The sequence below is a fragment of the Acinetobacter sp. P1332 genome, assembly GCF_044057475.1.
In the GTDB taxonomy this organism is placed as follows: Bacteria; Pseudomonadota; Gammaproteobacteria; order Pseudomonadales; family Moraxellaceae; genus Acinetobacter; species Acinetobacter johnsonii.
Genome location: NZ_CP171158.1, coordinates 252616 through 278568, shown reverse-complemented (window position 1 = coordinate 278568; position 25953 = coordinate 252616). Strand labels below are relative to the sequence as shown.

Here is a 25953-nt window from a genome sequence, read left to right as displayed (position 1 = left end):
TCAATACAATGGGGCTCAAATCATAGTAAGGTTTTTTTCATGTCTACTTGCAGTTCAACGTCAGGAAAACCTGAAACGAAAGTTATCGCATTTAGCGGTGCAAATAAAAAGATAAGCGATATTCTTGACCTCGAGCACGTCAAATCTAACTCGCTTTTACAAATTCCTATTGCAGCTGAATTATTATCAGCTGGATTTGCATCACCAGCACAAGATTTTATTGAAAAGTCGGTCGATCTCAACGAAATGCTGATCACCAATGAGTACTCTACGTTTATTGGTAAAGTAGGCTCTCGTTCCATGCTAAATGCTGGTATAGATATTAACGATAAGCTCATAATCGATAGAAGCTTAGACGCCAAGCATCTAGATATTATTGTTGCTCAGCTAGAAACAGACTTTACCGTTAAGCGGTTGATGATCACCAAGCAAATGTCAGCTGGTGAAATTAATGAAATTTTTGGTCCAGATGCAAAATCTATCCCTCCAGTTTGGCTTAAAGCAGAAAACCAAGAGCACTCACATATTTTTCTAAAACCTGAACAGGAATTGATTGTGTGGGGCGTAGTGACTTACATCATTAAAGACGCACGAAAATGACAAACCGGGTATTTATTCATGTTGATATAAATTCGGCATATTGTTCGATGGAAGCATTTTGGAACCCTAAGTTAAAGGGTAAACCATGCGTTGTCTTAAGCTCTAATGACGGAACAATCATTGCGAGAAGCGCTGAAGCTAAACTCTTAAAAATCCCGATGGGTGCGCCACTCTTTAAGGTCCAAGACATCATCAATAAACATAACGTTCATGTGCTATCGAGCAATTTTGCGCTGTATGGCGAAATGTCACGCCGTTTTCATGGAATATTATCTGGTTTTGTAGATCCAAGCTGTTACAGCATTTACAGCATTGATGAAGGCTTTATAGAATTTACTCAATTTACTAAAAACTTTGATGCTACTGAAATGGCACGGGAGATTCGGCATCAAGTATATAAGCTTATTGGCTTAACAACGTGCGTAGGTGTTGGTAGAACACTGACTGAAAGTAAAATGGCCAACAACCTTGCCAAAAAGAATCCAGAATTAAATGGAATCTGTAATTTAGTGACAATGAGCCTGGTAGATGTCGAAAGCTACTATCAAACCATGCCAGTTGATGAAATATGGGGTGTTGGGCGAAAGTACGCTAAAAAGCTTAATGACATGGGGATTTTAAGTGTGCTGGATCTTGCAACATCCAACCCGAATCGAATGCGTGAACTCTTCAATGTGAATATGCAAAGTACGATTTTAGAATTGCTTGGCCAGTCATGCTTTGAATTTGAAAGTTCACCTAAGGCGAAACAACAGATTGTCTCGAGCAAATCTTTCGGCCAGAAAATTACTGAGCTCTCAATTCTTCAAGAAGCCGTCAGCAAATATACCCATAATGCATTCAATCGGCTTGTTGATGAACACCAGCTTTGCGGATCTCTGATTGTTTTCTTGCAATCCAACCCATTTGACCAGTCAAAACCGTATTACAGCAAGTCGTTAACATACACGTTTACCCAACCTACAAACAATTTGATGCAACTGGTTAAAGCTGCCACATCACTGATTGATAAATTGTACAAAGAGGGGATAGAGTTTAAGAAATGTGGCGTGATGTTGTGTGAATTGATAAAAGAAGAACATCGCACGATCGACCTACTAACTGACGTAGAGCAGCTTGAAAAAGAGCAAGCGTTAATGACGGCGTTTCAAAGCATTCAGAGTAAGTTTGGCAAGGCTAAAATTGCTGCTGGATCATGTAATCTGAAAAATAGAGATTGGGAACCTAAGTCAGAACGTCAAAGCCGTAACTATTTTAGTGAGGCTGGTATGATTGTCTTCAATTGATTCATTTGAGGGAATTTGTTGGCAATGACGGGGATGGTCAGACTCGAACTGGCATTCAAGGAATCAAACCTTTGCCTTAAAGAGATTGATCAAATCTCAAAATCAATTGGCTACACCCTCGGAAATATAAGAAATTAAGATTGCTGATAGCTTCTTGGTGATTCAGCTGGTGTGCCATCATCATATCGCCAAAATAAGAAGCTTCCACTCCATTCGACTTCACCTGAAGCATAGTCACGGATCTTATCGCTCCAGCGGATAGGTTTAATTTCATGGTCTAAGAATTCATCCCACACAATAAACGCCGTGCCATCTTTGTTTGGGATTTGGTCCTCGATGAAGAACCAGGGTGACTTCACATCACCAGAACAGCGTTTTGTCATTTTGTCTCTCTCACTCTTTTGAGTCGTATGCATATTCATATAAGCCTCAAATCAATTGAAAAGATCCTGGAAACTGTTTTGAACGTCAGATCGTGCGATCGGCGCTGTTTCTTGTAGCACAACTTCATCAATCAAATAAGCAACAGGACTTACAGATTGGCTTTTTGTGAAAGTCGGTGCACCAGCTTCAGCGATAAACTTCTCGCTAATCGGTTTTTTGATTTCTAAGCGATACACACGGCGAAGCTTGTTTAAGCAATCAGACATTGAGCCATCGCCAATACCGTGACGGGCTTTCTTGTTATCACGAGTCTTAAACGTGAAGTATGGAAAATGTTTGGCCATGACTGCAGTAATGTCTTTACCAACCAAGTAAATGTGGCTGTGTGTTTCGTAGAAGTGGGTAAATGACGCCTCTACGTGATAAGCAGCCAACAAGCTTTTTGCTTGTGGGTCAGTGATAACCGATTTAACTTGGTTAATCATTTTTTTGGCAATTGTTTTGTTATTCATGATGAACACCCTATAAATTTGATTAATTAGATTGAGTTAATGCAAGTTGCGTAAAAATACGTTTTAGGCACACTTTACATGTAACAAGGTGCGGTACCGTGTCCACGGTAACTTCACCTACTTTCATTTTGAATTCTTTCTTTGCTTCATCTGCAGGGAATAAGCCTCCAGCTGAGCACAAGTACTGGTTTTTCTCACGAACCAATTTAGATCCTGAGTAGTCTTCATCAAAAACCAAGTGAGTCATTGTATTTGATTTTTCATCATCGCCCCATGATCCAGCTGACAAGCCTGACATTACAATTTTTACACCAGTGAACCATTTGAACGGTAAAGCACTGAAGTTTTTCTTCTGATCGATAGCATCAAAGATCGGTTTAGCTTGTTGCAGCGCATTGAATAATTCAAACAATGCAGTAATTTTTTTCTTAGCATCCTGTTCAGCCTGGTTCCACTTGGTTTGCGCCTCATACTCAGCACGGGTATACCAGACCACTTGCCCATTTTTTGCATATAGCCAAAGTTTTTTACCAGTCATGAGATGGTTCACCATCGCATCGGGCATATCAAACATGAGGTTGTTAAATGACATAACTTTGTCATTCAGGTTGATAAAAGACTTTTTATCTTCAGGTAGTAGCACCGGCACTAACGTAGAGCGTACTAATGCTTCGTAGTTGTCAGTAGACATGCTAGAACGTGGGAAACTATGACCTGTAAACACTGGCTTAAGATAAGGGTTGTATGGCAACTCAGTTGCTAAAACCTTGGTGGACCATTCTTCCCACAAATTGAACTTTTTAGCTTGTTCAACCATGTGGTGCAGATCTGCAGTAGAAATTCTAACTGATGGCATTGAAGGGTTATTTACGGATTCTGGCGCACGAGTTACACGAACAAGTTCTATAACTTCATGCGCTTCAATTGGACCATATTTGCGATCAAGGTTTTTGTTCAGTAATTCATTAATAGAAACCATTTCAACTCCAAGTTTTAAGCTTTCTGCTTCAATATGTTTATTTTAAGATAGAACCTAACCCAAAAACTTTTTTAAAATTATTTATTATTGTTTTACTGGTCCTTGCTGCGACTTTTAACAGATAGCAGCTAAAAATAGTAATGAGGATGCTATTAAAATGATGGAAGCAATTAACGAACCATACAAATAAGCATTGATCCTGGTGCGCCAGATCTAGCGCTGGCCACAACCAAATTTCTAAACCTTTTTTTAATCAACTAAAAAAACATCGAATGCGGTTTTCAACTGCCAAAAAGTGAAGCAATAGACATGCTTCACTGGTTGTTGTTATTAAGCTTCAGTCAATTCATTAATATCTAGGATATGAACGCCGTTTGATGTCAGTAGCCAACATGGGAGGGTATGTGCTTCAGTGACTTGAAGTATGAGGCTGTTAAGAGTGTCACTAGATTTTTTGCAGTAAAGGCAATCAGGTTCAGGATTGCTACCATCATCATCAATCAATGGCGTGTCAGCAATTAAGCGGTATGAAGCATACTTAATGATGTCAATATCATCGGCATTGATTGGCTCTTTTGAGCTTAGGAGTACTTGCTCTAAGCTGAATGCTTCAGGTTCAATCCATTTAACCTTGCTGGTGTTTTCAATCTGGTAACTTAACTGAGTGCCATCAGCAAAAAACACGACAAATTGACCATCTTCAATGTGCTGTACTTTAAAATTGCATGGAATGGTGAATGTGTTGTAGTAATTCATGGGGTTTCTCCAAGTTGTAGGCGTTGAGCCTAAGTTGATTAATCGTTTAAAACAGATTCGATAAAAGAGAGTATTTCAGCTTTAAGAGATGCTGAAATGGTTGCAGTATTTAACTGGCTTAAATACATATCAGCTTTGTCTTTTATTTCTTTTGACGTTGCGGTTTTACGAATTAAAACTAATGTATTCCACATATTAAAAGCCCTTAAGGATAGTGATTAAATCTATATTCATTATCTCTGCACACGACAAAAAAATCATCCCCACCCGATTTTCATAGGTTTAGGGGTTAAAAAGCTAACTAACTGTCGAAATACAGTCTTATCATTGTTAAAGAACACCAAGTGAAGGCCCTCAATCAACACATCCAGGCCAAGCGCAAACAAACTGGCTTGAGGTCGAGCGTTTGACTTTAACTTGCGCTTTAACGGCTTATCTTTGTCTTTATAAATACCGACATGATAAGCCCAACAAAATGCTAAGGCGTTCACTGCGACTAATTTACTGACCCGATCAAGATGGGTTAAGTGGGTATCTTCAAGATTAAAGCCACGGCCCTTTAGACAAGCAAATAAAGTCTCAATCTCCCAACGCTTAGCATAGCTTGTCATCGCATCCACTGTTTCTAGTTGATTGGTGGCCACAATCACTAAACCATAGTCTTTATCACGCTTGGCAAATACTCGAACCAAACAACCATCGACAGTCAGTATTCGTCCATGTCGATATGTTTCTTGATGGCTAACATGGCGTAATAACTCTTTAATCTGTACCAACTTGCCATGATGATTCTTAACTTTACTGTTCTTCTTAATCCGTATGGCAAAGGGTATGTGATTATTGGTGAGCCAGTTAAACCATTTTTCGCCAACAAACTCTCTGTCTGCTACTATCATCTCAAGGTTATCTTTGCCAAATTGTTTGATAAACCGCTCAATAAGTTCACAGCGTTCAAGATGGTTTGTATTACCTCGCTTATCTAGCATTTGCCAGTATAAGGGGATGGCTATCCCTTTATATACCACCCCTAGCATAAAGATGTTGAGGTTACTTTTACCCCATTTCCAGTTGGTGCGGTCAATGGTTAAGGTGAGTTTGCCTAGCCCAAATAGTCGATATATCATTAAAGCCAGTTGATCGTAGTCTATCCTCGCTTCGGCAAAAAATCGCTGTAGTCTGCGATAGTGACTGTCGGTCTTGCCACCCTTAGGAAGGTGTCTTGCTATTTTTTTTAAGATTACTGCTTTGAGCAGTAATCAGGGCTATTATCATTAGGCTCAAACATGTGATTCTTGCCTTGTTCATACTCAGGTTTTGGGTTAAAGTTTCACTAAGTCTGTTAAAGTTTGGCATGGTCTGATTCGTCTTAAAAATTACTATTATGCCTTTGCTTTAACAGACTTTTTTGTTTTTTTGTCGTGTGCAGAGCAATAAGACATAAAATGCGCTGATATGAGACTGATAGCTTCTTGTGAATAAAGTAGTAGTTTACACCGCACATACTTCTGAACGGACGATAAAGCGCTTACCTTCAGGTATCTCAAGCGAAAAACTGGCCCCGCGTCCATCGACCACATCGATGGTTAAATTCGTATGTTGCCAAAGTTTATGCTGCGCTTTACCCATATAAAAGGGACAGCCAGCGAGCTCACCGATGAGCACGTCTTGGCCGCCCACTTTAAACTCGCCCAATGGATAACACATCGGTGAGCTACCATCGCAGCAGCCGCCAGATTGATGGAACATCAGGTCACCGTGTTTGGACTTTAATAGCTCAATTAACGCAACGCAGGCTTCTGTCGCTTCAAGTTTCATAACGTGCTCCTTATTTTTAAACTTTTACCCAAACTAATCGGTAAAATATAAAAGGCCGCATCATCATCACTCACATCATTAATAGCATGTGGCTGAAAACGATACGACCTGTTATTTGTGACCAAACGTCGTAATTATCGAGATAATTTCTAAAAAATAAAAATGTCTCAAATAATTGACATGTCTACATAGAGTAATCAATGACGATGCGACCCTCAATCTTACCATCACGCATACGATCAAAAATGTCATTGATATTCTCAAGCGGCTCAGCGGCAACGGTCGCTTTTACTTTACCTTCCGCTGCCATATCTAGCGACTCTTGTAGGTCTAGACGTGTACCAACGATTGAGCCACGAATGGTAATACCATTTAGTACCGTATCAAAGATAGAAACAGGGAAGTCGCCTGTTGGTAGACCATTACAGACCAAAGTACCACCGCGGCGCAGCATGGTCAGCGCTTGATCAAAGGCCTTAGAGGAGACGGCTGTCACTAGCACACCATGAGCACCGCCGATCTCTTCTTGCAGATACTCACCAGGATCGGTGTTTTTGGCATTGACGGTGACTTTGGCGCCCAGCTTTTTGGCAAAATCGAGCTTTTCATCGTCAATATCGACGGCAGCAACGTTCAGTCCCATGGCAATGGCGTACTGTACCGCCATGTGACCAAGTCCACCGATACCTGAAATGACGACCCAATCACCTGGTTTGGTGTCTGTCATTTTCAGACCTTTATATACCGTCACACCCGCACATAGAACTGGTGCAATCTCAACAGAGTCAACGCTCTCAGGAATAATGCCAACATAGTCAGCATCTGCCAATACGTATTCTGCAAAGCTACCATTCACTGAATAACCAGAGTTCTCTTGACTTAGGCACAGGGTTTCCCAGCCGCCTAGGCAATGCGTACAGTGACCACAGGCAGAGTAGAGCCAAGGCACACCGACACGGTCGCCTTCTTTAACATGCTTAACACCTTCACCCACAGCAGTGATCAGGCCGACACCTTCATGACCAGGGATAAACGGGGGGCTTGGTTTGACTGGCCAATCGCCTTCGACAGCGTGCAGGTCGGTATGACAGACACCTGATGCCTGCATTTTTACTACAATTTGACCAGGACCTGGGGTAGGGATATCAACTTCTTCAATCTGCAGAGGTTGGTTGAACTCATGCAGAACCGCAGCTTTCATTTTATTACTCACGTTGCATTCTCCTTATCGTGGATGGTGAGTTGATAGATGTCATATCTACCAACTCATTACTTTATGGTGGCTGCCATAAAGTGCGTGACAGACAGGCTTAAAAGAAGCCCATCTTTTTGGGACTATAAGAAACCAGCATGTTTTTGGTTTGCTGATAATGATCAAGCATCATTAGATGGTTTTCGCGGCCGATACCCGATTGCTTGTAGCCACCAAATGCAGAATGCGAAGGATAGATGTGGTAGCAGTTGGTCCACACGCGACCTGCTTGGATGCCACGTCCGAAGCGATAGGCTTTGTGTACACTGCGTGTCCAGACTCCAGCACCAAGACCATATAAGGTATCATTGGCAATGCTCATGGCCTCTTCGTCGTCTTTAAATTTCGTGACGGCAAGTACTGGTCCAAAGATTTCCTCTTGGAACACGCGCATGTCGTTAGTGCCTTCAAAGATGGTCGGTTTCACATAATAACCGTCGCCAAGCTCGCCATCGTGTTTGGCTTGCTCGCCGCCAACCAAGACTTTCGCGCCTTCTTTTTTACCGATATCCAGATAAGATAAGATTTTTTCTAACTGGTCTGAGCTGGCTTGTGCACCAATCATGGTGTCAGTGTCTAATGGATTGCCCATTTTGATGGCTTTGACGCGCTCGATACAGCGCTTCATAAATTCATCATAAATACTCTCGTGTACTAATGCGCGCGACGGACTAGTACAAATTTCACCTTGGTTAAGCGCAAACATCACTAGACCTTCGACCGCTTTGTCCAAGAAATCATCGTCTTCGTCCATGACATCAGCAAAGAAGATATTTGGACTCTTACCACCCAGCTCTAGGGTAACTGGAATGATGTTTTCACTGGCGTACTGCATGATTAGGCGACCAGTAGTCGTCTCACCAGTAAAGGCAACTTTATTGATACGTGGATTGGAGGCAAGCGGCTTACCAGCTTCAACTCCGAAACCGTTGACCACGTTGAGGACACCTTTTGGTAAGATATCAGCAATCCCGATCGTCTCTAGCATAAATAGGATAGAGGCAGGCGTTTGCTCTGCAGGCTTGAGTACTATACAGTTACCAGCAGCAAGCGCAGGGGCTAGCTTCCATACTGCCATGAGGATCGGAAAGTTCCATGGGATAATTTGGCCGACGACACCAAGTGGCTCATGGAAGTGATAAGCAACCGTGTCATCATCAATTTGACTGATGCCGCCTTCTTGGGCGCGAATGGCACTGGCAAAATAGCGAAAGTGATCGACAGCTAATGGAATGTCTGCTGCTAGGGTTTCACGTACAGGCTTGCCGTTTTCATACGTTTCGGCAATGGCGATGGCTTCTAAATTGGCTTCCATCTTATCTGCAATTTTGAGCAGTAGATTGGCACGTTCAGCGACACTGGTTTTGCCCCAAGCGTCTTTGGCAGCATGAGCAGCGTCTAAGGCTTTTTCAATATCCGCTTCTTTTGAACGGGCGACTTGGCAGATGACTTTACCGTCAATGGGGCTGGTGTTGTCAAAGTATTCTCCATCGGCTGGTGCGACCCACTCACCATTGATAAAGTTGTCATATTTTTCGCGGAATTGGACGGGGCTGTTTTCTGTATTGGGATAGGCGTGTAGCATTAACGACTCCTTGTTGTATTAATTTATAAAGCAAATAAACGTTCAAGCCTTTGATATATGATCTTTTGAGGTCATATCTATAAAGTCACTTGCACGGCTTTTCTGGATCCTCCTGATCAGGTTGTCAGTCTATCCTACTGAACTTTTATACATAAGGATAGGTGCTTTTAGTAAAGCAAATCAGGTTGTTTCATAAATTTAGGCTCTGCACACGACAAAAAACAAAAAAGTCTGTTAAAGCAAAGGCATAATAGTAATTTTTAAGACGAATCAGACCATGCCAAACTTTAACAGACTTAGTGAAACTTTAACCCAAAACCTGAGTATGAACAAGGCAAGAATCACATGTTTGAGCCTAATGATAATAGCCCTGATTACTGCTCAAAGCAGTAATCTTAAAAAAAATAGCAAGACACCTTCCTAAGGGTGGCAAGACCGACAGTCACTATCGCAGACTACAGCGATTTTTTGCCGAAGCGAGGATAGACTACGATCAACTGGCTTTAATGATATATCGACTATTTGGGCTAGGCAAACTCACCTTAACCATTGACCGCACCAACTGGAAATGGGGTAAAAGTAACCTCAACATCTTTATGCTAGGGGTGGTATATAAAGGGATAGCCATCCCCTTATACTGGCAAATGCTAGATAAGCGAGGTAATACAAACCATCTTGAACGCTGTGAACTTATTGAGCGGTTTATCAAACAATTTGGCAAAGATAACCTTGAGATGATAGTAGCAGACAGAGAGTTTGTTGGCGAAAAATGGTTTAACTGGCTCACCAATAATCACATACCCTTTGCCATACGGATTAAGAAGAACAGTAAAGTTAAGAATCATCATGGCAAGTTGGTACAGATTAAAGAGTTATTACTCCATGTTAGCCATCAAGAAACATATCGACATGGACGAATACTGACTGTCGATGGTTGTTTGGTTCGAGTATTTGCCAAGCGTGATAAAGACTATGGTTTAGTGATTGTGGCCACCAATCAACTAGAAACAGTGGATGCGATGACAAGCTATGCTAAGCGTTGGGAGATTGAGACTTTATTTGCTTGTCTAAAGGGCCGTGGCTTTAATCTTGAAGATACCCACTTAACCCATCTTGATCGGGTCAGTAAATTAGTCGCAGTGAACGCCTTAGCATTTTGTTGGGCTTATCATGTCGGTATTTATAAAGACAAAGATAAGCCGTTAAAGCGCAAGTTAAAGTCAAACGCTCGACCTCAAGCCAGTTTGTTTGCGCTTGGCCTGGATGTGTTGATTGAGGGCCTTCACTTGGTGTTCTTTAACAATGATAAGACTGTATTTCGACAGTTAGTTAGCTTTTTAACCCCTAAACCTATGAAAATCGGGTGGGGATGATTTTTTTGTCGTGTGCAGAGATTCATTATACAAAGCGCAATAGCTGTTTAATTTTTCTTAAAATTTAAAATTTAAAATTTAAAAATTCAAAACCTTTTTAATCAATTAAAAAACATCGAATGCGTTTTAAAAAATGCCCAAAAGAAAAGGGATAAGGGTTTACGCTTATCCCTGTTTGGGTTTTAGATATGGCAATCAACAATCGTGATTATATAGTCGCTTGGAAAGCTCTTCAGCAATGCTTGGTTTTTGGATTCCCAATTTTCCTCTTTGTATAAGTCTTCTCCAAACAATCCACATTCTGAACCTGTCCAATCTCCGATTTCTGCATCAGTGGTAGCATCTAAGAAACAGTACGTACCGAATGGGTTTGCTGATTTTTTAGCTAGGAATTCTTCACGGCTCACCAAAAATTCATCAAATTCATGTCCGAATATGCCAAACAGGTTATCCGTATCACTGGCTTTCATTAATAAGATTGCATCTTGGTTATGATAGAAATTACGCTTATCGTTCACTGATTCGATTGATTCATCAGACCAAACATCAGCCCATGACCGCCAAGTACGTGAAGCATCACCGATACACTTCTCAAAATAGTCATAAACACGGTTAGCTTCGGTTTTTAAGCGGTTGATTTCGGTTTCAAAATCTAGCTCACCAATCGGACAGCTATCCACTTTTCGTCCATCAAGACGCAACAGCATGTTTTTCCAACGTCCTCCGATTTCATACCAATCGTATTTCGGATTCGGGTTGGTGGTGGTGAAGTAATCGACCACTTTACCGTCAGCATCAAGCTCTATCCATTCTGTCCAACTTTCATCAGGTTTTTCACCTGTCAAAACAGTCGGCGTAACTTTTTCGTTATACCAGTTAATGAACTGTTGAAGCTCAAACACTTCAGTACATGGCACATCTTTTTGATGCCATTGAATGAACATGCCTAAATCACGAATGCGACTTGAGTACGTACCATCATCGTTTTTGACCTGTACCACTGATAAATGTTTACCGCCGTTCGGGAAGTCAGCAAAAATATCACCTTTGTTGTTTTTGATGGCATCAAGCTCGAAGTCTGTTGCATCACGCACGAAACGAGGGTCGTCAAGAAACGCATAGCGTTCTTCACCATCATCTAAGATAGGCTTTGAGTTTTTCATCAAAGTGATTTCTGTCGATTCGTATTGGTCTTTAATTTCGTCCAATGATGATTCTGAAATGCAATATTTGTTTTTAATGCCTGAGCATTCAAATTCGTAAAATGGTTCTAGGGCATCTACAACATCACCATCAGGGGTGGTAACTACTGCAACTGTGAAATGTGACATTTTAAAATCTCCAAGTTTTGAGCCGTGTGCTCTACATCTGAGATTCCATAATAGTTATTAAGTGGCGTTTATAATTTTTTCCTTAAAATATTAATGAAGCTGAATTTAACAACGGTAGTGGTTCAGTAATTAAAATATTTTAATCAATTAAAATCACCGTATACGTTGAATAAAACTAATATCAATTATTTATATTTAATTAAATAAAATAAGGCTCACATATTAAAATAACCTGATTACATAGATCTATATCAAAAAAAGATGGCAATAATTAATAGTTGCCATCTTTTTGAGTTCTAGTTAATGATTAAATATATTCTTCAACCGTACTGGTCATACGTTTTTTCATTTTGTAAGGCTTGTAATGAGGAACATAACAAGGCTTGCAAACTGCTTCATAGGTTTTGGTATCAGAATGATAATAAAAGCGATCCAGTGGTTCATAGCCATTGCAATGATGGCAATAACGCTCAAAACCCAATGAAGTGAAGATCATCTTCTGCACAAATGCTTGTTTTTTATGTTTTGCTTTAAGTGTAGGTGAGTTTTTGACTTCACAAGAACAGATATAATCTTGGTAGTTATCGAACTCTGGTGCTTCTTGGTGTATGTGAACAAACCGATTTATAACTTTTGGATCAAAAATATTCCATTGTTGGTCATGTTCTGAAAATAGGAAATATCCATCTGCACCTGATGGCATTTCTTTACTGTATTTCGAGTAATGGATAACATGTTTTTCCGTTGGCTCAAAGTCATTCAGGAACATTCTCAAGGTATTGAGGTTCGGGAATTGGACTTTCATTAACTGTGCTTGAGTCACCAGATTGGATCTTGATTCGTAGTTCACCAGAACCATAATTTTACGGCTTTTGTCGATTCTGCCGATGATGTAATTATAGATATGATCAGACATTGTATTTTCTCCTATTCTATAGAGATCCATGTTAAGAACATGGATCATTCCCAAAAAATGCAATGAGATCGTTGCTCTGGTAGCTAAACTGCAATTCGGTGTAGTCCATTTTCAGTGTGCTATCTAAGTACGGTGTAATGTCGAGTTGCACGAATGAATCAATAAATTCACTTTCTGCGCCATACGCATCTATTGAGCCTTTGAACAGCTCCAGTACATTGCATGTTACATAGTCGCCAATTTCTGATTTATGTGTCTTACATGATGGTAGTAGTGCCAAGTCATTCAGGATCACTTGAACATGAGTGCCATCATATGAGCCTTGATATAGGCTGTAATATTTTTCAGGATTCAAGATACATTCAAGAACTAAATCAAAGTTGTTGCTGTAAGAGTTACGCGTAGCGACATATACACTTTCTGCTACTGGCTTTTCGACTTTGGTGAGTGTGATTGAGTCTGAATGCTCATGAGCGAACAAAATAGGGTCGTCTACGTCTTGTTCTTCATCTGGCTCAATGTCCATTAACGCCAAGCGTCTATCTTTGGTTTCTTGGTCGAGAATTTCCCAACCATCGATAGATAAAGTACCGCCGTCAGCAAGTTGAATGAGAACAGGGGTTTCTTTGTCCTGATCTGTATTGTCCAGAATGGTGAAGATCCCTAGTAATCGAACCCATGAAGTGATTAACTGGCAAATGGGTAGGTTTTCATTAATTTCATGGCGATTCTTGCAAGACTCGCTAAACATCGCCAGATTTTCAGGGTGATTAATATCAATATAGACATTGTGCAAAACAGCATCAGCACTGGTGTTGTTTGGTGCTTCGTAGCTCAATTCAATCAATAAGTATTTTTTAGACATGATCAATATTCCTTAGTACAAAACTTCAGTGCCAACAACGCAATCCAAAAACTTACCTTGCAGATCAAATACTAAAAATTGTTGCAGTTCTTTTTGTGTCGAGTGGATGTTAAAAACAGGCACAATCAAGCTGTCTTTTTCAAATAGGTTATGGTTGTTAATGACGAAATCATGAGCTGAATAGCAATGACCTTGCAGATATACACCGCAACGCATCAGCTTATCTAAATCAAAAGATTGAGAGATGTAGTGAACATCTTCTGGTGCATATTCACTGGCAATATCTCGGCTATATGCAAGATTGACTTGCTTGACCAAGCTTTGTTGAAAAAAGTCGCTGTCATGCACTTCTGAACGTGCGATGTCAGTAACAACTAAAATGGGTTGTGTTTCCCAAAAAATGCTGAGTAATTGATTAAAATCAAGATGCTCAGGGAATTGAACTTTTGAAGTAATAACGCTCCAATCATCAAGGGTTAAAGATAGAAAGTTTCCGTAATGATCAAGCGGAATAACCGTTAATACATTAAGGTCTTGATGCAATTCTTCGTTATACGAAAAATCAGCAAGGGAATGACCTGTATTTAATTCAGGATTCACAATAATGTTTAATGTTTTAGAACGGTTTGTAAAAAAATCAAGTACGCTTTTCATATCTTCAACTCCAAGTTTTAAGCAATTGCTTAGGTATGAATTAATTATATTTGTGAAATATCCCTTAAAAACTTTTCTCAAATTACTTATGGAACTGGCAATGAAAAATTTCAATATTTTTTAATCAATTAAAAAACATCGTATACGTCATTAAATCTAATGGCATAAAAAAAAGAGGGTAGACCTTTATTGGATCTCCCTCTATTTGTTTAATGGTTTCTTATGACAGGTTGTTTTTAAAGTACTCAATCAGTCTTAAATAAACAGTGTTCGCCATAAAATGTGAGCTATGCAGCGCATTAAAATCTGCGACATCTTCAAAACATTCTGTCAGTAATGCACTGGCGAAACCTTTATTCCATGTATTGAACTTTTCCAGTTCTGCATCTGACAGCAAATCATATTGAATCATGTCATTAATGGCTTGGCGTTGTAAATTTATCGCCACATCCATGACTTCGCCCTCAATCAATGCATGAGAATCATCAGGACTGAATCTAAATGATTCGTGAGCGTCTGCGATGGCTTGAACCTGTAACGGTGCATTGACTTCAATGCAGTAGGCTTGTGACTTGTGTTGGTGAAATAAAATGACATCCAGTTCAATGTTAAAAATAAACTGCGGATCTGCTTTGGTTGCTACGCCAATCACATTGATGACGCAACTTGGTAAACCGTCATACGCTTGGGTGAAGCTTTGTAGCAAGTGGCGCACATTAGCAGTACCAGTATTAAATTTTTGTAGTTGCATTGTCGTATCTCCAAGTTTTAAGCAATGAGCTTTGATGTATTCATTATATCGGTGCATGTGGCCTGTATAACTTTTCAGTAAAAGTATTACGGCTGATAGGCTCATGGTTTCAAGTTATTTTTAATCAATTAAAAACACCGTTTACGGCCATCATCTTATGAAAGGAATAAGCTATGGGTGCTTATTCCTGGTGGGTGTGATTAGTGCGGTTCTACGTCATACGTGTTTTCATTTTCTTTAAGTCTGGCTTTTTCACGCTTCAGTCTTAAACGCTCCTGATGTTCCCTGTATAGGTTGGTGAGTTGACCGACTGGCAAATGTAGAAACTTTAGATCAATGTTTCTTACCCAACTATCAACAGCAAGCTTTTTGCTTTTTTTAACGTCTGGCACTTCGTAATGATCACGCTTGATTGCGCCTTTTACGGCATTTAACACGAGATCCGCGGTAGCTTCATTCCAGCACTTGAATAATTTAATGCCTTTAAACGCCTTATATTTTGCTGGTACTTTTTCACTGTACTTAAACAGCTCTCCAGTAGATGTCACGGCGATAAACCAGTCACAACGGACAAGCTTCATCGTTTCTATACGTTTTAATTCGTTTTTTTCTCTTTGTTGTTCTATTTCTTGCATATTTGCAAAGCCGAATAAGTCAGGGTTGTCAATTTTCATAGTCGCCATTTGAATTTTTTATACCTCTCAATGAACGTTCGGATCTCAAAAAAACCTAGCATTGGTTGGTCAATGCTAGGTGTTGTGTTTATTGGTCTTCAGGCATCATAAAAGTAATGATAGGCTCACCATTCACACCAGGCCCAACCGTAGCAATATTGGTGATTAAGGTGTCAGAAAAGGTATGCGGTGTATCTTGTAGAGCATATTTAAACTTAACGCTTTGGTCATTAAGTGCAACTGAACCACGAACGCTCATGTTCAACATATCAAAGATGGTATATCCCATTAAATCATTGATTTTTTCTGCATCAGCTTCCGTACCATTCGGAAAAATTGCTTTTGCAGCTGTCAGGTGCTTGTTATACAAGTTGCTTGTAATATAAACAGGGAACTTATAGAACTGTTTGCAATCTTTGGCATGTTCTTCTTTATCGCTAAGGCAAATAATCACGCCCTCTTCTAAAGCGTCTTGTAAAGAAAAAACAGTGATGACTTCAGCACCAGCGAAAAAATTATTCATAATAGCTACTCCATGTTTTAAGCAATTGCTTTTGATGTTTTAATTATAATAAATCCATAAACCTTAAAACTTTTTTTTAAAAAAAAGATAGTATTTATTTAGGTTTAACAAATATAATTAATATAGCTTTTAATATATATGGGGTTTTAGGTGGTACTAACAGGAACAATTAAAAAATATAATAATGAGCGTGGTTTTGGTTTTATATCTACGAGTAATTTTGGTGATGTATTTTTCCATATTAAGGATTTTCAGAAAGGCGAACAGCCAATAGTAGGTCGAGAGGTCTATTTCGAGGTAGTTAAAAAAGAAAATAAAAATAGGGCAATCCATGTTTACTATTCCGACCATGAACAAACGCATGACAAGCAAAAATCATTGCCACTATATCTATGGATAATTTTTATTAGCATAGCTATTGGGGTGGCATATCTAGGTAGCATTCAATTAAAGAAATATCTATATAAAGATAATCAAACTACAAATGTTATATATCAAAAGCCAGTAGCCTATAAGTGCGATGGTCGTAAGCATTGCTCTCAAATGCGATCTAAAGAAGAAGCTGATTGGTTTGTGAAAAACTGCCCAGATACCATGATGGATGGTGACGGCGATGGCGATGCTTGTGAAAATGATTCAAGGTGGTAGTTGTATAGTTTCAGACAATAAAAAATGAGCTATTAATACTTAATTAATAACTCATTCCTTAGGTTGATTTTAGATTTCTGCCAGTGTTTTACCGTCTTGTAATTCATTAATCTGCGCCAGTGTGACAGCTTGAGCGTCATATTCTTCTGTCACATACGATAAAATTTCTTCTATTGAGCATTCACCAACTACACCCCAAAGCACAAAATTGGTATGGGTTTTTTCATTCCAGACCTGCTCAACTTGTTCTAGATCCAGATGCCCAATACTCACCAAAAGGTCATAAGCCAATGCCCAATTTTCGTAACGGCTGACAGATTCATCAATGATAGGATCATCAGACATTAAATAGGTCATCATTGCCTTAGCTTTACAGAACTTTTGCATTGTTTCGTTTAAAGTTGTCATAAACATCATCTCATATTGATTGGTTTAAAATCATTTTATGCTGACAGGTGGTGTCAAAAACTTATTCAAAAACAAAATTATTCCAAACCATTTTTAATCAATTAAAAAACATCGCTTGCGGTTTTCATCCTAAAAAGGTGCCAAATGGCACCCTAATTTACAGCGATCCACAACCCTCCTTGTTGAATGCGCCTGGTGGAACCGTCCAGTTATCCGTGAACACTGGTAGGTAATAACTTTCAATTTTGGACTGTACCAGTGCTTCCATATCCTGAATGTCGAATGGCTCAATGCCATTGCTCAGACTGACGACATCGATCTTTGAGCGACTGATCGTACAATCAAACTTTTGTTCATAACCAGCGATCAGCTGAGCGCGTTCCGGGTAGTAGGTGCTGATGGTTGACCAGATTTTAGGACTGTTGAAGATACAGGTCATGCATGAGCTACGGCCCCAACCTAAGCGATATGGCACTGGTGGCGTAACCTTGTACTTCTCCAGTAACGCCCATACTTGCTCTTCAGTGAAGTGAAGCACGTTCTTCCACCAGTCAACGCGTCTTGCTTTCTTACCGCTTCTACGGTCGCATGGGTGCGGTTCTAGCTGGTTGTACTTACTGCGGTTTGGCGACTCTTCACGGCGTTCACCAGTGATAAAACAAATGTTCTTGCCGTCAAAGCGTTCTTGGTTGTTCAATGCTCTGCGTCCGACATCGATCTTTAACGCTGAAGAACACCAGCGCGTCATGAGGCTGGCTGCTTGTTGTGGGAACTTCAAGCGTGTGCCTGGTTTACTGCGGTTGTTGTCGCGTTCAAGCTTAATTAAGCCCTCTGGTGTTTCTACGAAGTGGGGTTTTGAGTAGCTGTTTTCTTTGAGCATTTCGCCAAGGAAACCGCCCTCGAGCCAACTGAAGTACAATGGTGTGTCGAATGCCTGAGCGAATGCTTTGGTATAGTTTTCCATGAACACCCAATCCATGAACGGCTGGTTTTCTTCATCAATTTTGTGGTGCCAAAGCTCAATTTTGCTTTTATCTACTCCAGCCTCCAGTAAGCGCAAATACGCTGCAATCGAATCCTTACCGCCACTTAAGCAGACAATAAAAATGTCATAGATACTTAGATCGATGTCTGGTGCTTCATGAAAAACATGCTCAGCCAGTTCTTTGTTTAGATCGGTACCAGACAGCAACTCCAGTTGCCCGGCTATTGTGGGGATGATGACTTGATCATCGTACTTATGCGCTGTATTCATTCGACTTACTCCAGATTTAAGGCTTTGTGCCTTGCTTGCTATGGATTAAGTATAGAGGGGTGTACCAGGGGAAAAACTTTTCTCAAAATTTAAAAATATCGAGATATTTTAATCAAATAAAATCCATCGTAAGCGGTTATAACGCCTAGCAAAACGGCATTGCGCCGTTTCGGTGGTTACTTATATTTTTGGATGATGCGTTCAATAAATCGAATCATTGTGTCCTTATCAATTTTGGCCTGGTCGTAATTGTCATAGCTAAACATCACCAAAGCATCTTCCTGAGTGATGCCAAAAAACTCACGTACTGCTTTCCACTGGTAAACGACTGGTACAGTGACAACAGGCGCATCTTTTAGCTCTTCATTGCTGAGTATTTTTTCATACATGAAGATTGGCCCAACAGAACCATGAAAATTGAAACCTAGATTTTGGAAATACTCGACAGACGTAGCCCAACCAATCAGGCATCCTACAATATTTTTATCTAACAATTCTTCAGTGGTGAAACCTGAAAAGAAATCGGTGTGTTGTTCTGTATGGCTTGCGTCATAATCACGCCAAATGTCGAAATCAAAGCTTTCATCAGGAATGACCTCGATCACTAGCTCAATCAGCTTTTCTAAACGCTCAACGGTCGTTGCTTTGTTCATATCTGCTCCAAGTTTTAGGCGGTGTGCCAAAAGGGGTAGCGGTACATACTGGCGCACGTACCGCTGTTGGACTTACAAATCCAGTTGAATTAAGAACAGTGGTAAAGGTGCATCACTGTCTTGTGTAATGAGCATAGGCAAGAAGAAACTAAATCCCTCAAAAAACACGCCCATGTCGTAATCATCTTGAAAATAAAAGGGCTGTGAAGTGATACTGACATTCTCAATAGCACTAATTAGTGCCTCGATGTTGGTATGTTTTGCTGTATCGATCACATACACACGAAAACCGGCTTCTGTGGTGTTCGGTATCTGTTGTACTTGCTGTGGCAAGTAAAAGCCAAGTTCGTTGATGGCACTGACGAATTGCGGATTTTCAATTTTCATGGGTAGGTTTCCTTATTGAACTACTTTTGCGTTATTTAAATTTTGCAATGCGATATGCGTTAAACGTTGATTAATGATTTCGTCATACGGCGAAATGAAATCCTCTTGCCAGTTATGCATGAGATATTCGATCGGGTATGTTTCCAGATATTCTTCTAATGCTTCATTCGGCTTAGGAACGAAAGCTAATGGCTCTTTAATGTTGTAATTGCTGGCGATGTATTCCAGTGGATCACAATCACCTGGTACGTTGACCGTAGCAATAAACTCAAGATAAGCACCATCGGGGAAAAACTTATTGAAGCAATCAACCACAACAGATATTTCACGGACTTCATCATCATTTAAAGTGAACTCACGGACTTCTTTATCCAGTGCAACAATTGAGCTAGATAACAAATGGTCAAGGTCTTGTGGACGGATGTTTACACGATCAATAACATGGTTGATATGATCAATAATCTCGTCTTTGATTGGGTCTTCAAAAGCGTAGTTGCTCTCAAAAATAATATGATCGACATCTTCATAATTGAGTCCAAAAAACTCACGTACTGCTTCAGAACCGCGATAAACAACATTTGTTTTGAGTTCTTCATAAGTGAATGGCTCACCAGTATTCGCACGGAATGGCGCATAAAGGGGAACGCCGTCAAACAACATGAAGTTAAGTCTTCTAAAAGTAGCATCAGCTGTCGCCCAACCCATGACGCAACAATCAGCATCACTAAGTAAAAGCTGAGCAAAAGTCACATTTTCGGTTTTTGAATCCGTGCGCCATTTGTCCAGATCAAAACGTTCATGTGGTACTTGCTTAATAATATTTTTTAAATGATTTAGCTTATCTAGTTGATGCATTAGAGGACTCCAAGTTTTAAGCAATTGCTTTCGATAGAGTCATTTTATTTAAAAAATACTAATGAATAACTTTATTGGAATTAATTAACCGACCTAAAACACGTAAAGGATATTTAAAATATTTTAATCAATTAAAATCATCGTATACGTTTTAAGCCATGCTTAGACAGCGTATATACCGGTCTATTTTTCTAATGCAAAAAAAAGAGTACTTAAGTTCGGACTTAAATACTCTTAATGAGTTGGGGCATTATTCCCGATTGGCTAAGTTGAAAAATAGTGAATACATTGCATTCTTAAATAACCAAAAGGTGAGGGGATTATCCGCTTCATCTTTAGACTGGTGGCGAATGATATTCCAGTTGAAATACTTTTCTGAATAGCCCATGTGAGTGACATAAGCAAAATTACGAACGTCATTTTCTGAAACGTATTGGAATGCTTGTTTAAGCTCATTTTGGGTGTTTTGTTCGCCGTCATGGTCAAAAGCATCAGCTTCTAAGATAAGTTCGCGCATGCCGACCATAGCAAGGTATATGACTGCTTCAAAGTCATAGTTCATCATGCGTAGGAAGTGTTTTTTCAAAAAGGCTTCGTCAATGTGTTCAACTTCTTTGTAATTTTTAAGTGCGCTTAGACCATGCACACCAAAGATATATTTAAGTACACGAAATTGAGCGCATAACGGCAAGTTTTCACCCTCCACATGTGAGCAAAGGGCGGTGTAGCGGTTCATGTCGATGACTGAGCTTAGAGATTGTTTTAAAACGCCTAATAGCATTGTTATATCCTTTTTCGGGTTTTGTTTATTGTATGGTGTACGGTTAAGCAAGAAATGTGTTAACTAAATGAGTTGTGTCATGGTGTTGAGATAACTTTTCGGCATCCATGTCGTTATGTTCTTCATAGATAGTTTTTAAGGTTTTGATGGTTTCATGCATCAAGGTTTCATGATGCTCAGTATTGAATTTGAACTTGTGGCACTCTTTAGCAAGGGATACACGAACTTTGAATTTTTCTAAAAATTCGATGGTTTTATTGGTGGTGTCGCTTTCACATCCAAAGTAACAAACATTATCAATATGCAATGTGGTTGTTTTCAGCATTAATGGATTTTTATCAAACACAAAATAAGCAAAAATGCAGTTTTCACGACTGTTGTAAGTAATGTAAGACTTCTCAACATTAATTGCGTCCACTGATTTAAACCAAACAACGCCATCGTCATAGGTTTCAGCATGGCTTGAGAAAAGCATATAAATTAAGGTGTCGATAATTTCTGCGGTGCTGTTGCCGATAATTAAATGATTCAGACTTGAATCACTTCCGTTTGTAAATTGGTATTGAGCGACCACTTTATTTGCAAATTGATGTGCTGCGTTATTCATTATTCATCTCCAAGTTTCGGACAATATTTTCCTAAGGTTTTATTTTAATCTGAGTCACTTCATTATAAATTTTTCTCAAAAAAAAGATTCTTTTTTCAAGAATCTTTTAATCAATTAAAAGCTATCGTATACAGATTAATCTAATTATCCGTAACTCGGTGAATCATCATCATTTGATTTATCCTGGTCATTTTCCTGTTCTTGCTCTTGTTCTTCCGTATTTTCAAGCTTCAGGACTAGATCGTATGGTTCAATGATATTGTCCATGACTTTTAAAAGGTAAGAGAGGTCTTGTTCCATCGGTTCTAGGTTTTCATAGTTTTCACCGACATAAAGCTCTTGATCTGTCAGTGAACGTTTAAACGCATAGTTCCAATCTGATACGGCGACCTTGCTATATACCATGGTGTAACCAGCATCATTCGCCAGCTGGTTCATCATCAGTTTAGCAGCGCGACCGTTACCCTCTTCAAAAGGGTGAGCTTCATTTAACTTGGCATAAAGCTGAGTGAACTCTTGCACAAACTGGTCTTTGTCCAAACCTTTCAGGTGGTCTTTTTCTTTAACCGCCTGTGAGAACTTATTCAGTTCATCAGGGATCAGGTTTTTATCTAGGAAATGACCGATTTCATAATTACCGTTCGGGTCGATCGCACGTTTAGAAATGTCGTCCAGACGCACTTCTCCAGCCCAATCGTAAATATGCTCAAAGATTTTTTCATGGATTTTAGAGAGGTGGTCGAGATCGTAATTGCCACGTAACGGCGAAATTTCCATTTTCGCTATTCGATGTTCCGTGATTTCTTTTTCCAGTGCCTTTTTATAGTCGCCTTGCGCTTGGCAACTGGTAGGTTGAGATAAGATGTCTTTCGCATCTAAATAAAACTCAAGTTTATCGTCCATATTGTTCTACTTATGAGTGATTGGGTTTGGTAATCCGCTGTAAGCTAGATTAGGTTGTATTCGCGATGATTAGGCTTTGTTTTTAAGTGCATTCCATTTCTTCATCAATGCAGCTTCTTCCTCGTCAAATGTTGTTTGACCAGTTGCTAAGCGCTCCATACGTGCGTTTGATGATGCTTCACATGCTTTAACAATGTGAGGGGAGAACTCTTGAGCTACATTGCCTTGAGCAGAACGGTATGCAGCACGTACACGGTCTTCGTATTTTACTTCTTCAGACATATCGGTTTCCTGTATCAACAATCTGTAAATTACAATAATTGTAACCCCAAACAAGGGGGCGATTCTTGCTAAATTGCGTATAAACAATCTTATTGGTATATACCGATTAACAAAATCAAATAAGATTAAAATTCCAAAAAAATCAAATATCGTATATTAAGTATATAATTTAAGTATATACAGGAAAGTCGTTAAACATGAACGTATTCAAAACACTAAAACTATCTGCAGTTGCAATAATCTCAGTGTCTATGTCGTGCGCTGTTTTAGCTAATAGTTCTTTAAATAACCTGAATACAAACAGCTTAAAATCTGCTGTTGCGCTTTCTCCTACTGCTGAAAACAAACGTAAAGTTGAGCGTTTACTTAACACTAAAACACCGTACCAGATTGAAACTGGTGCGGTACTTAAAAAAGTGAAGTATTCAAAACACTTTAATATGAACGTTCAGATGTCTAGCAAAACTGCAGATAAATACTCTTCTGATGAAACTGACTCTTTAAACCGCTTTGTGAATGAAAAGATTCATCCGTTTTATTGCTCTGTATTCGCCAATGCTCCAGTTAAACCAGATCTGTATGTAGACATCGTGGACAATCAGGGTAAATCATTCTTTGGAAGTGCTGAGCGTTATTCAGATACTTGCCAATAGTTTCAAGCGCTAAATATTACATAGATCTGTTAACGCCGTTTTAGGCAAAAACAAATAGACCGCTTAATTGCGGTTTATTTGTTTTTATACTGACACCTAAAACCTTATGGAAAGGTCTTAGGTAGCACCGCTGTATAGCCTACGATCTTGCGTATTTTGATCTGCATATCAAGATGCAACGGCTGTACTGTCAAACGATTGAAGTAAGACTTAATCTCGCGCATCCACGCATGGAAACGATCATCGCAATGACGCATAAGCTTCTTAAGGTGATTGCGGTCAGCTTCTTGTAAGAAACTGAGTTCGCTGTCGATTGACCAAAGATCAATATCCTGATCATCTATACATAACAAGTACTGCGTATCAACGACCAATGAAGATACCAACTTGCCTTGGTCTTGCTTGTAGATCAGCTCAAAATTAACTTGTGCATCTAAAGCGCCGTTGATGTTTTCGATTTGAATGTCACGGCGTAAACGTACTGGTAGCTCCAGCAGTACAGTATTCTTATTTGACTGGTAATAATCAGCACGGACTTGGCTATCCCATGCAATATTTTCTAACATAAAATTTTGAAAAGAGGTGAGAGAATCTTCTTGTAGACCGACAACTTTTGTTTTAGATAAGATTTCAAAGTTCATATAATTTCTCCAAATGGTGAGCATTGAGCTCATACATTCATTATATTTCACTGTACATTTTTAAAACTTTTTTCAAAAAATATAGATTGTTTTAATGCTGTCCACTTTTACATTACATAGACAAGGGCAAAAAATCTAATTAAACTGACCTTGAATAAGAAATGCGTTCAAGTGTTTTGTGTTTTTTTATTCACCTTTCAATTTTAAAGAGCCAGGCGTTTTGCGTCTGGTTCTTTGCTTTCTGGTATATACCAAGCACATTTTGGTAATGTGCATTGACCAATCTCAATCATAAAGTTTCAGTTTTAAACCTTATTTATCGCTACGATTAAGCCAGTTGCTAGATGGGCTTTAAGATATGAATGCATCAAGTACAATAGCTTTAATGGCTGTATCTATTGGTTTTCCAGTGGTATTAAACTTTGACTTTGCTTTTACTTATTTAATTGGTTTTACCTTATTCGCCTGCACGATCGGTTTAATGTTTATGATTGTGTTTTTTGTTTATAACAGTGCTGTGACGGAAAAGATTAGCGCAATAATTAAAAGGATGTTCTTTTTTGCTGGTTATTGCGCTTGTGTATTAGGTGCGGTTTTCCTTACAAGATGTCTAGTTTAGTACGTTAATGTTTAATGCATATTTGCTAAATAAGTAATACCCAAACATACAGATCGCTAATGTAATTACCGTCACTTTACGCGTTGAGTTCACAACTTCAGCACTGTCTTTCTTGCTATTAAAAATACCAACTTTGATCAACTTAAACACTGAGTCTAAAAGGGTGATTGCAAACCACGTTCCTAAAAAGTAAATTGCCATGGTCAAATATTCCTGTTTGTGCAACACATACTTATATAAATAGACCTGTGTAGTGACCACAATTAATGAAAATGAAGCGCCATAGTGCAAGGTTTTGACGGCATTGCGATGTTGTTTTTCATTGTTGATGTTAATCGCTGCGTTGATAAAACAAAAAATTGCCAATTGTCCAATGATGACGACAATCCCCATTGCAAATAATTGGATGTTAAGACCATAAGCCTTTTTCACTAAAATTACGGCGCTTGCAAACGCAAGGAACATTAAATATATGAGATATGGCATGATTTTCTTGGTATGAAGCGATGATATTGGATGATTCTAGGCTAAGGTTCAAAAAAAAAGAAGTATGCTGGTCGCAACATACTTCCGATCTGATCAGGCTTCTACGTTCTGATTGATATAGTTTTTGTAGGCTAACTTCACTTCACTTAAAAGGGCTTCTTTCAAAACACCTTTGTCTTTTATCGTTGGATTGTGCAAACCAAGTGACGCACGGCGCTGTTGAGTGGTGTTTTTATTGGCATCTGTTACCCAAACTGAGTCGATATAATCATCAACTAAAGCATGCAATTCGTTTGGTTTTACTGCATTGTCTAAATTGGAAAGTATAGCCTTATTGTTTACGATCGCTAAACTTTCATCATATTCTCGATAGCTTGTACGTAAAGTATTCTTAAAATGAAGCAATTGATCTTCAATTTTTAATTTACCGCCATCAAGCTCGATGTCGATTACAAATGTCGTGATTTTAGATGATAGACCTAAAACACCAACTGATTTAACGCGAACAATAGTATCCAT

At 39.2% G+C, this 25953-nt stretch carries 34 protein-coding genes; 6 read left to right on the top strand and 28 right to left on the bottom strand.

What is annotated here, in order from left to right; all coding sequences use genetic code 11:
• Positions 1-39: 39 nt before the first annotated feature.
• Together umuD and ACFN7Z_RS18895 are read left to right on the top strand one after the other, a co-directional pair.
• Entirely contained in the window at positions 40-600 is a 561-nt protein-coding gene (gene umuD / locus ACFN7Z_RS18900; RefSeq protein ID WP_099143578.1) for a translesion error-prone DNA polymerase V autoproteolytic subunit, read from the top strand.
• The gene (locus ACFN7Z_RS18895; RefSeq protein WP_024432368.1) at positions 597-1886 is read left to right on the top strand and encodes a Y-family DNA polymerase; all 1290 of its coding nucleotides are present in this window, start codon (positions 597-599) and stop codon (positions 1884-1886) included. The genes umuD and ACFN7Z_RS18895 overlap by 4 nt, the downstream gene beginning before the upstream one ends.
• Before the next feature lie 134 nt (positions 1887-2020).
• On the opposite strand, the gene ACFN7Z_RS18890 is transcribed toward ACFN7Z_RS18895, so the two are convergent.
• The 9 genes from ACFN7Z_RS18890 to ACFN7Z_RS18850 form a co-directional block, all read right to left on the bottom strand.
• Entirely contained in the window at positions 2021-2269 is a 249-nt protein-coding gene (locus ACFN7Z_RS18890; protein WP_024160932.1) for a hypothetical protein, read from the bottom strand.
• Between the two features lie 51 nt (positions 2270-2320).
• The gene (locus ACFN7Z_RS18885) at positions 2321-2782 is read right to left on the bottom strand and encodes a hypothetical protein (protein WP_024160933.1); all 462 of its coding nucleotides are present in this window, start codon (positions 2780-2782) and stop codon (positions 2321-2323) included.
• A gap of 22 nt (positions 2783-2804) precedes the next feature.
• Positions 2805-3761, bottom strand: coding sequence for a hypothetical protein (locus ACFN7Z_RS18880; RefSeq protein ID WP_024160934.1), 957 nt, complete (start codon positions 3759-3761; stop codon positions 2805-2807).
• 330 nt (positions 3762-4091) lie between these two features.
• A complete protein-coding gene (locus ACFN7Z_RS18875; protein WP_024160768.1) occupies positions 4092-4517 on the bottom strand; it encodes a hypothetical protein in 426 nt (141 codons plus the stop codon).
• A 38-nt stretch (positions 4518-4555) separates the two neighbouring features.
• The gene (locus tag ACFN7Z_RS18870; RefSeq protein WP_005006030.1) at positions 4556-4711 is read right to left on the bottom strand and encodes a hypothetical protein; all 156 of its coding nucleotides are present in this window, start codon (positions 4709-4711) and stop codon (positions 4556-4558) included.
• 63 nt (positions 4712-4774) lie between these two features.
• Positions 4775-5743: an IS4 family transposase gene (locus ACFN7Z_RS18865; RefSeq protein WP_227523112.1), complete on the bottom strand. Its 969-nt coding sequence runs from the start codon at positions 5741-5743 to the stop codon at positions 4775-4777.
• A gap of 262 nt (positions 5744-6005) precedes the next feature.
• Positions 6006-6332 carry a DUF779 domain-containing protein gene (locus ACFN7Z_RS18860; protein WP_262043259.1) on the bottom strand — a complete coding sequence of 109 codons (327 nt, stop codon included), beginning with the start codon at positions 6330-6332 and terminating at the stop codon, positions 6006-6008.
• Between the two features lie 184 nt (positions 6333-6516).
• Positions 6517-7533, bottom strand: coding sequence for an alcohol dehydrogenase AdhP (gene adhP / locus ACFN7Z_RS18855; protein ID WP_227681230.1), 1017 nt, complete (start codon positions 7531-7533; stop codon positions 6517-6519).
• 109 nt (positions 7534-7642) lie between these two features.
• The gene (locus tag ACFN7Z_RS18850) at positions 7643-9169 is read right to left on the bottom strand and encodes an aldehyde dehydrogenase family protein (RefSeq protein WP_262043260.1); all 1527 of its coding nucleotides are present in this window, start codon (positions 9167-9169) and stop codon (positions 7643-7645) included.
• A 377-nt stretch (positions 9170-9546) separates the two neighbouring features.
• Between ACFN7Z_RS18850 and ACFN7Z_RS18845 the strand changes: the two genes are divergently transcribed.
• Positions 9547-10542, top strand: a complete 996-nt coding sequence (locus tag ACFN7Z_RS18845) for an IS4 family transposase (RefSeq protein WP_395442709.1) — start codon at positions 9547-9549, stop codon at positions 10540-10542.
• Between the two features lie 182 nt (positions 10543-10724).
• Here ACFN7Z_RS18845 and ACFN7Z_RS18840 read toward each other — a convergent pair whose 3' ends face one another.
• From ACFN7Z_RS18840 to ACFN7Z_RS18810, 7 genes are all read right to left on the bottom strand, one after another.
• Positions 10725-11873, bottom strand: coding sequence for a hypothetical protein (locus tag ACFN7Z_RS18840; RefSeq protein ID WP_063454712.1), 1149 nt, complete (start codon positions 11871-11873; stop codon positions 10725-10727).
• A 307-nt stretch (positions 11874-12180) separates the two neighbouring features.
• Entirely contained in the window at positions 12181-12789 is a 609-nt protein-coding gene (locus ACFN7Z_RS18835; RefSeq protein WP_024160765.1) for a hypothetical protein, read from the bottom strand.
• A gap of 31 nt (positions 12790-12820) precedes the next feature.
• Positions 12821-13654 carry a hypothetical protein gene (locus ACFN7Z_RS18830; protein WP_024160764.1) on the bottom strand — a complete coding sequence of 278 codons (834 nt, stop codon included), beginning with the start codon at positions 13652-13654 and terminating at the stop codon, positions 12821-12823.
• 12 nt (positions 13655-13666) lie between these two features.
• The gene (locus tag ACFN7Z_RS18825; protein ID WP_024160763.1) at positions 13667-14308 is read right to left on the bottom strand and encodes a hypothetical protein; all 642 of its coding nucleotides are present in this window, start codon (positions 14306-14308) and stop codon (positions 13667-13669) included.
• 220 nt (positions 14309-14528) lie between these two features.
• Positions 14529-15059 carry a hypothetical protein gene (locus ACFN7Z_RS18820; RefSeq protein WP_024160762.1) on the bottom strand — a complete coding sequence of 177 codons (531 nt, stop codon included), beginning with the start codon at positions 15057-15059 and terminating at the stop codon, positions 14529-14531.
• A gap of 200 nt (positions 15060-15259) precedes the next feature.
• Complete coding sequence (locus ACFN7Z_RS18815) at positions 15260-15742, bottom strand: hypothetical protein (RefSeq protein ID WP_024160761.1); 483 nt, start codon at positions 15740-15742, stop codon at positions 15260-15262.
• 79 nt (positions 15743-15821) lie between these two features.
• The gene (locus ACFN7Z_RS18810; protein WP_038350030.1) at positions 15822-16256 is read right to left on the bottom strand and encodes a DUF6573 family protein; all 435 of its coding nucleotides are present in this window, start codon (positions 16254-16256) and stop codon (positions 15822-15824) included.
• A 150-nt stretch (positions 16257-16406) separates the two neighbouring features.
• Here ACFN7Z_RS18810 and ACFN7Z_RS18805 point away from each other — a divergent pair, with 150 nt between their 5' ends.
• Positions 16407-16904, top strand: a complete 498-nt coding sequence (locus ACFN7Z_RS18805; RefSeq protein ID WP_038350031.1) for a cold shock domain-containing protein — start codon at positions 16407-16409, stop codon at positions 16902-16904.
• Between the two features lie 69 nt (positions 16905-16973).
• On the opposite strand, the gene ACFN7Z_RS18800 is transcribed toward ACFN7Z_RS18805, so the two are convergent.
• From ACFN7Z_RS18800 to ACFN7Z_RS18760, 9 genes are all read right to left on the bottom strand, one after another.
• Positions 16974-17312 carry a hypothetical protein gene (locus ACFN7Z_RS18800; protein WP_042892733.1) on the bottom strand — a complete coding sequence of 113 codons (339 nt, stop codon included), beginning with the start codon at positions 17310-17312 and terminating at the stop codon, positions 16974-16976.
• A gap of 157 nt (positions 17313-17469) precedes the next feature.
• Positions 17470-18567 (bottom strand): phosphohydrolase, encoded by a 1098-nt coding sequence (locus ACFN7Z_RS18795; RefSeq protein ID WP_042892735.1) that lies wholly within the window; start codon positions 18565-18567, stop codon positions 17470-17472.
• Between the two features lie 176 nt (positions 18568-18743).
• Entirely contained in the window at positions 18744-19220 is a 477-nt protein-coding gene (locus ACFN7Z_RS18790) for a hypothetical protein (protein WP_005006052.1), read from the bottom strand.
• 72 nt (positions 19221-19292) lie between these two features.
• Positions 19293-19607, bottom strand: coding sequence for a hypothetical protein (locus ACFN7Z_RS18785; RefSeq protein WP_005006055.1), 315 nt, complete (start codon positions 19605-19607; stop codon positions 19293-19295).
• A gap of 12 nt (positions 19608-19619) precedes the next feature.
• A complete protein-coding gene (locus ACFN7Z_RS18780) occupies positions 19620-20462 on the bottom strand; it encodes a hypothetical protein (protein WP_005006057.1) in 843 nt (280 codons plus the stop codon).
• A 250-nt stretch (positions 20463-20712) separates the two neighbouring features.
• Positions 20713-21243: a hypothetical protein gene (locus tag ACFN7Z_RS18775; RefSeq protein ID WP_395442696.1), complete on the bottom strand. Its 531-nt coding sequence runs from the start codon at positions 21241-21243 to the stop codon at positions 20713-20715.
• Between the two features lie 43 nt (positions 21244-21286).
• On the bottom strand, positions 21287-21850 hold the full coding sequence (locus tag ACFN7Z_RS18770) for a hypothetical protein (protein ID WP_005006063.1): 564 nt from the start codon (positions 21848-21850) through the stop codon (positions 21287-21289).
• Between the two features lie 144 nt (positions 21851-21994).
• The gene (locus ACFN7Z_RS18765; RefSeq protein WP_005006069.1) at positions 21995-22753 is read right to left on the bottom strand and encodes a Fic family protein; all 759 of its coding nucleotides are present in this window, start codon (positions 22751-22753) and stop codon (positions 21995-21997) included.
• Between the two features lie 69 nt (positions 22754-22822).
• Positions 22823-23035, bottom strand: coding sequence for a hypothetical protein (locus tag ACFN7Z_RS18760; RefSeq protein ID WP_005006071.1), 213 nt, complete (start codon positions 23033-23035; stop codon positions 22823-22825).
• A 197-nt stretch (positions 23036-23232) separates the two neighbouring features.
• Between ACFN7Z_RS18760 and ACFN7Z_RS18755 the strand changes: the two genes are divergently transcribed.
• Positions 23233-23688, top strand: a complete 456-nt coding sequence (locus tag ACFN7Z_RS18755; RefSeq protein WP_005006073.1) for a hypothetical protein — start codon at positions 23233-23235, stop codon at positions 23686-23688.
• Positions 23689-23792: 104 nt separating this feature from the next.
• Here ACFN7Z_RS18755 and ACFN7Z_RS18750 read toward each other — a convergent pair whose 3' ends face one another.
• Positions 23793-24329, bottom strand: a complete 537-nt coding sequence (locus ACFN7Z_RS18750; protein WP_005028527.1) for a hypothetical protein — start codon at positions 24327-24329, stop codon at positions 23793-23795.
• A 358-nt stretch (positions 24330-24687) separates the two neighbouring features.
• On the opposite strand from ACFN7Z_RS18750, the gene ACFN7Z_RS18745 reads away from it, so the two are divergent.
• A complete protein-coding gene (locus ACFN7Z_RS18745; protein WP_035272626.1) occupies positions 24688-24948 on the top strand; it encodes a hypothetical protein in 261 nt (86 codons plus the stop codon).
• Here ACFN7Z_RS18745 and ACFN7Z_RS18740 read toward each other — a convergent pair.
• Together ACFN7Z_RS18740 and ACFN7Z_RS18735 are read right to left on the bottom strand one after the other, a co-directional pair.
• Complete coding sequence (locus tag ACFN7Z_RS18740) at positions 24940-25434, bottom strand: hypothetical protein (protein WP_005006076.1); 495 nt, start codon at positions 25432-25434, stop codon at positions 24940-24942. The genes ACFN7Z_RS18745 and ACFN7Z_RS18740 overlap by 9 nt on opposite strands.
• Positions 25435-25527: 93 nt before the next feature.
• Positions 25528-25953 carry a hypothetical protein gene (locus ACFN7Z_RS18735; RefSeq protein WP_005006077.1) on the bottom strand — a complete coding sequence of 142 codons (426 nt, stop codon included), beginning with the start codon at positions 25951-25953 and terminating at the stop codon, positions 25528-25530.

Bases quoted from the DNA above. Each gene is read 5' to 3' on its own strand.
- umuD (WP_099143578.1), top strand. From the start codon at position 40: ATGTCTACTTGCAGTTCAACGTCAGGAAAACCTGAAACGAAAGTTATC.
- ACFN7Z_RS18895 (WP_024432368.1), top strand. From the start codon at position 597: ATGACAAACCGGGTATTTATTCATGTTGATATAAATTCGGCATATTGT.
- ACFN7Z_RS18890 (WP_024160932.1), bottom strand. From the start codon at position 2,269: ATGACAAAACGCTGTTCTGGTGATGTGAAGTCACCCTGGTTCTTCATC.
- ACFN7Z_RS18885 (WP_024160933.1), bottom strand. From the start codon at position 2,782: ATGAATAACAAAACAATTGCCAAAAAAATGATTAACCAAGTTAAATCG.
- ACFN7Z_RS18880 (WP_024160934.1), bottom strand. From the start codon at position 3,761: ATGGTTTCTATTAATGAATTACTGAACAAAAACCTTGATCGCAAATAT.
- ACFN7Z_RS18875 (WP_024160768.1), bottom strand. From the start codon at position 4,517: ATGAATTACTACAACACATTCACCATTCCATGCAATTTTAAAGTACAG.
- ACFN7Z_RS18870 (WP_005006030.1), bottom strand. From the start codon at position 4,711: ATGTGGAATACATTAGTTTTAATTCGTAAAACCGCAACGTCAAAAGAA.
- ACFN7Z_RS18860 (WP_262043259.1), bottom strand. From the start codon at position 6,332: ATGAAACTTGAAGCGACAGAAGCCTGCGTTGCGTTAATTGAGCTATTA.
- adhP (WP_227681230.1), bottom strand. From the start codon at position 7,533: ATGAAAGCTGCGGTTCTGCATGAGTTCAACCAACCTCTGCAGATTGAA.
- ACFN7Z_RS18850 (WP_262043260.1), bottom strand. From the start codon at position 9,169: ATGCTACACGCCTATCCCAATACAGAAAACAGCCCCGTCCAATTCCGC.
- ACFN7Z_RS18840 (WP_063454712.1), bottom strand. From the start codon at position 11,873: ATGTCACATTTCACAGTTGCAGTAGTTACCACCCCTGATGGTGATGTT.
- ACFN7Z_RS18835 (WP_024160765.1), bottom strand. From the start codon at position 12,789: ATGTCTGATCATATCTATAATTACATCATCGGCAGAATCGACAAAAGC.
- ACFN7Z_RS18830 (WP_024160764.1), bottom strand. From the start codon at position 13,654: ATGTCTAAAAAATACTTATTGATTGAATTGAGCTACGAAGCACCAAAC.
- ACFN7Z_RS18825 (WP_024160763.1), bottom strand. From the start codon at position 14,308: ATGAAAAGCGTACTTGATTTTTTTACAAACCGTTCTAAAACATTAAAC.
- ACFN7Z_RS18820 (WP_024160762.1), bottom strand. From the start codon at position 15,059: ATGCAACTACAAAAATTTAATACTGGTACTGCTAATGTGCGCCACTTG.
- ACFN7Z_RS18815 (WP_024160761.1), bottom strand. From the start codon at position 15,742: ATGGCGACTATGAAAATTGACAACCCTGACTTATTCGGCTTTGCAAAT.
- ACFN7Z_RS18810 (WP_038350030.1), bottom strand. From the start codon at position 16,256: ATGAATAATTTTTTCGCTGGTGCTGAAGTCATCACTGTTTTTTCTTTA.
- ACFN7Z_RS18800 (WP_042892733.1), bottom strand. From the start codon at position 17,312: ATGACAACTTTAAACGAAACAATGCAAAAGTTCTGTAAAGCTAAGGCA.
- ACFN7Z_RS18795 (WP_042892735.1), bottom strand. From the start codon at position 18,567: ATGAATACAGCGCATAAGTACGATGATCAAGTCATCATCCCCACAATA.
- ACFN7Z_RS18790 (WP_005006052.1), bottom strand. From the start codon at position 19,220: ATGAACAAAGCAACGACCGTTGAGCGTTTAGAAAAGCTGATTGAGCTA.
- ACFN7Z_RS18785 (WP_005006055.1), bottom strand. From the start codon at position 19,607: ATGAAAATTGAAAATCCGCAATTCGTCAGTGCCATCAACGAACTTGGC.
- ACFN7Z_RS18780 (WP_005006057.1), bottom strand. From the start codon at position 20,462: ATGCATCAACTAGATAAGCTAAATCATTTAAAAAATATTATTAAGCAA.
- ACFN7Z_RS18775 (WP_395442696.1), bottom strand. From the start codon at position 21,243: ATGCTATTAGGCGTTTTAAAACAATCTCTAAGCTCAGTCATCGACATG.
- ACFN7Z_RS18770 (WP_005006063.1), bottom strand. From the start codon at position 21,850: ATGAATAACGCAGCACATCAATTTGCAAATAAAGTGGTCGCTCAATAC.
- ACFN7Z_RS18765 (WP_005006069.1), bottom strand. From the start codon at position 22,753: ATGGACGATAAACTTGAGTTTTATTTAGATGCGAAAGACATCTTATCT.
- ACFN7Z_RS18760 (WP_005006071.1), bottom strand. From the start codon at position 23,035: ATGTCTGAAGAAGTAAAATACGAAGACCGTGTACGTGCTGCATACCGT.
- ACFN7Z_RS18755 (WP_005006073.1), top strand. From the start codon at position 23,233: ATGAACGTATTCAAAACACTAAAACTATCTGCAGTTGCAATAATCTCA.
- ACFN7Z_RS18750 (WP_005028527.1), bottom strand. From the start codon at position 24,329: ATGAACTTTGAAATCTTATCTAAAACAAAAGTTGTCGGTCTACAAGAA.
- ACFN7Z_RS18745 (WP_035272626.1), top strand. From the start codon at position 24,688: ATGAATGCATCAAGTACAATAGCTTTAATGGCTGTATCTATTGGTTTT.
- ACFN7Z_RS18740 (WP_005006076.1), bottom strand. From the start codon at position 25,434: ATGCCATATCTCATATATTTAATGTTCCTTGCGTTTGCAAGCGCCGTA.
- ACFN7Z_RS18735 (WP_005006077.1), bottom strand. From the start codon at position 25,953: ATGGATACTATTGTTCGCGTTAAATCAGTTGGTGTTTTAGGTCTATCA.